Raw genomic sequence first — 3,290 nt, forward strand, 5'->3', positions numbered from 1 at the left:
TCAATGCGTAAGCTTTGTTAATCATATAAACCGATATCAATGAAAATACAATTAGAAATGCAACAGTGACGCCTTGTAAATGAGTTGTAAAAAGCCGTGGAATATATTCCGGATTGAGCAATGAATTACCGATCGCGAGTATGTCCTTTTTGGAATCCATTTTGGCGAGTAAACTTCCAAGTGTAGCCGGAAAATTTTGTGAACTGACTTCAGTCGACAACCCCACTGAAATAATAAAATCGATACTGCATTGTAAAAAGATTGCTGTTCCAAACATGGCAATAAGTTTATTAATGATCTGGCTTCGGCTGTTTTTCCATAAGATGTCATACTGAACGATACGAGATTCCCGGACACCGCTTACCAACATAGCCGGATAAAAATCTGACCGTTGAAACCACCGAATACGTTCCTGCAAACTGTCAAACAATTCCAAAAAAATAAAAAGACTGATAACTACTGCCATAGAGAATAATTTGATATTGAAACTCTCTAGTATTTCGCGTTCGATTAAAAAAGTTAAAACCGTATATCCTATCAATACGCCGATGATTTGAGGAACCGAGCGGATGATGTTAAGAAAAAAAGATGTAGCGATATAAATGGAACGATAGGTTTTTATAAAATGCAATATTATGGCCATAGGCCAGCTCCACGTTAGAGCAAGAAAAACGGCCAAAAGCGAAACGATACCTGTATTCAAAAATGCAGATTCAATCTGGCGTAAAGCCGGTGTATTCAAAAAAAAATAATCCCACGTCCATACGACGACTACTCCGGTAAGCCATCCAAGTAGCCATACATTTTCGGATTTTCTGAATGAATTTAAAACAAGATCAAGTACGTTGGTTTTCATATCGATTTATTTCATGTTCATGCCATATATCGGCCGCCGCTTCGGTTAATTTTACCAACAAAAAAATTCCAAAAATGATTACAATCACAACGTCCCAATTTTTGTATAAAGTATTTTTTAATAATTCATACCCGAGGTGGCCTTGAATATTAAGAGCCATTTCGATGATGACCAGTCCGGTTACGACAAATGAGGCAAGCTCTTTCAGCGATGGTCGATATTGGAATAACGCCTGTTTATAGATATGGCCGGCCACGTGATTCGAAAAATATTTTCCAGGCTGCAGTACAACTTGAAACGGAAGATGCGCATAATCGTCGGAAAGGCCTTTGACGCGAGCTGTTTCAACGTAACCCTTCCGGCTTTCCGATGTAAGAATTGTAAAAAACTTGTACGCGCTGGTGATTAAAAGTCCGTTAGTTCCGAAGCCAAGCGCTATAAGAAAAATCAATGAATCTGTTTCAAAGTTTGTTTTGAATGAGTAGGCGACTACATACGCCGGTGAAAATAAAACAGCATAGGCAATTCCTTTCAAAAGCCACTTCAATTTAAACGAAGCAATTTGGCGCACGGCGTGAGATCGGTGACCGGGAGTTTTTCCAAAAACAATATTACAAGCCTCGTTCCATCGGCGGGCATCTGATGACCGGTTGCGATTATTACGGATAAATTGATACAATCCTATAGCAGGAGATCCGAAATAAATCGAAGCGATCACGACTACAAATGCGACAATGAACATACCATACATCTGTGTGAGGCTGTAAAATTTTTTCCAACTCCATTCCAGATCGATCCGTGCTGATTCAATAGTTGCAATGTACGTGTCGCGTCGCCAGCGAATGAAAGCATTGATCAGCGAATCATTTCTTGTAGATTGATCAGGATAAAATGCATCGAGGCTTTCCTTGAGAAGAGCACGATGCAGCGGTTTTTCGGGTTGAAGGGAATCGATTTTGGCTAATTCACTAAGCAATGGATCGGACGGATATTGAATTGAATAGGCCGGAGCTCTGAGTATCCATGCGGCAGCGAACAAAACTACACCAACCGCCGCAACGCTGTATCCATGTTCAAGAAGCTTGTTTTTCATTTCGCGGCAGTTAATAAATAGTAATTTCAATTGCCGAATCAGTCAATCTTGTTTTACACGGTATTCCCAAGAGAACATTAGCGATCTCACGGTGTAACAAGTTTCTTGACTCGGTGAACGTGTGGCTCCAATCCGACGGCGAAAGCGTACAAATAATTTTCTTTTGTACTTTTTGAACCCGCCACTGCGGGATACTTTTATCCGTAGCATTCTGGCGATTTAAAACAGTAAAAAGTTTTTTTAGAACGGTATTTGATTCGGCGATGATCGGTTGAAGCAGCGATTCAATATCAATCGGTTGTTTTTTAGATGAAGGTTCATGTAAAAAAGAATAGCCGTCTTTTTCAATCCTTACCCATCCTGTTCCTTTGAATGTTCGTACATAAGTCCAGTTACCGGCTTTAAAAAAACGGATAGCCGGTTCGTTTTGGTTGATAACACCCGTAACAGTTTTTCCTGGCTCAGTTCCTTGGAGTAAATCGATTGGATGCCGAACCAAAACCGTGTCATTCAGTTTGAGTACTTGATAAATGACTTTGAAGCTACCGGCAGATTCTAAGTTGATCGGTTTTCCGGGTGAGTCAGTTAAAATAAAATAATCGTCCGTGCCATTACGAACTTTCATAGCCGTGGTAAAACCGTCGCTCATAATAACTCGTGAGCGTAGTATCTCAAATGGCATAAACAAATAAAGCTTTGAGATTTCCGATTCACCCAGCGATTGTTCGTACCGATTCAGCAACCGTAACGTTTGCGGTTTTTCAACTACGAATACATCGATGGTCTGAGCACAAACTCCTGAAACCCATAGCAGCCATACGATAATTATTTTTTCTGCTCTTTCCATTTTTCAATCGTTGATAATTGTGACGCAACGCCGTACAGATCGATACTTTGCGAATTAAATTGCGTACGGAAATACGACAGCGATGGAACGGAAAAGAGCCACACACCAAGACCGAGTTCTTCTTCGGCCTGATGTACAAATTGAGCGTAAGCTTGTTTATCGCCGATTTCGCGTGTCGACATAAATCCATATACAAATTCCAGCAGCTTTACAAAATTTGTTCCTTCATTCGGATTAGTTGCATCCATGCGGAAGAAATTTTTTCCGGCAGTCAATGAACGCGGTGACGCAATAGTTTTACCGTCGGCGGTTGTTTCTGTGACCAAGTTAATCTGGTAACGTGACAAATCAGGTTCGCGCAAGAATATGTCATAAAGATCAAATAAGAACGTACTCCGATATCCCGTAAATGCAATCAATACGGCGTCATAATTTCCGTTTTTGATTTCATCATGAGTGACGGCTGTAACGCGTATGCGATTATTGAAAAGCGT

General features: G+C 40.5%; 4 protein-coding genes. All 4 read right to left on the reverse strand.

Translation table 11 applies throughout. From position 1 onward, the window contains the following. On the reverse strand, window positions 1-856 hold an 856-nt coding region (locus K1X84_16875), incomplete at its 3' end, for a hypothetical protein (GenBank protein MBX7153303.1). After that, window positions 837-1,949 (reverse strand): hypothetical protein, encoded by a 1,113-nt coding sequence (locus K1X84_16880; GenBank protein ID MBX7153304.1) that lies wholly within the window; start codon window positions 1,947-1,949, stop codon window positions 837-839. The genes K1X84_16875 and K1X84_16880, both read right to left, overlap by 20 nt. Before the next feature lie 10 nt (window positions 1,950-1,959). After that, window positions 1,960-2,796, reverse strand: a complete 837-nt coding sequence (locus K1X84_16885; GenBank protein MBX7153305.1) for a hypothetical protein — start codon at window positions 2,794-2,796, stop codon at window positions 1,960-1,962. Beyond that, window positions 2,775-3,290: hypothetical protein (locus K1X84_16890; GenBank protein MBX7153306.1), on the reverse strand; the 516-nt coding region annotated here is incomplete at its 5' end. The genes K1X84_16890 and K1X84_16885, both read right to left, overlap by 22 nt.

It is taken from the genome of bacterium (genome assembly GCA_019695335.1).
Classification (GTDB): domain Bacteria; phylum CLD3; class CLD3; order SB21; family SB21; genus JABWBZ01.

What these genes read in the sequence shown, in the direction of transcription:
- K1X84_16880 (MBX7153304.1), bottom strand. Translation starts at nt 1,949, where the DNA reads ATGAAAAACAAGCTTCTTGAACATGGATACAGCGTTGCGGCGGTTGGT.
- K1X84_16885 (MBX7153305.1), bottom strand. Translation starts at nt 2,796, where the DNA reads ATGGAAAGAGCAGAAAAAATAATTATCGTATGGCTGCTATGGGTTTCA.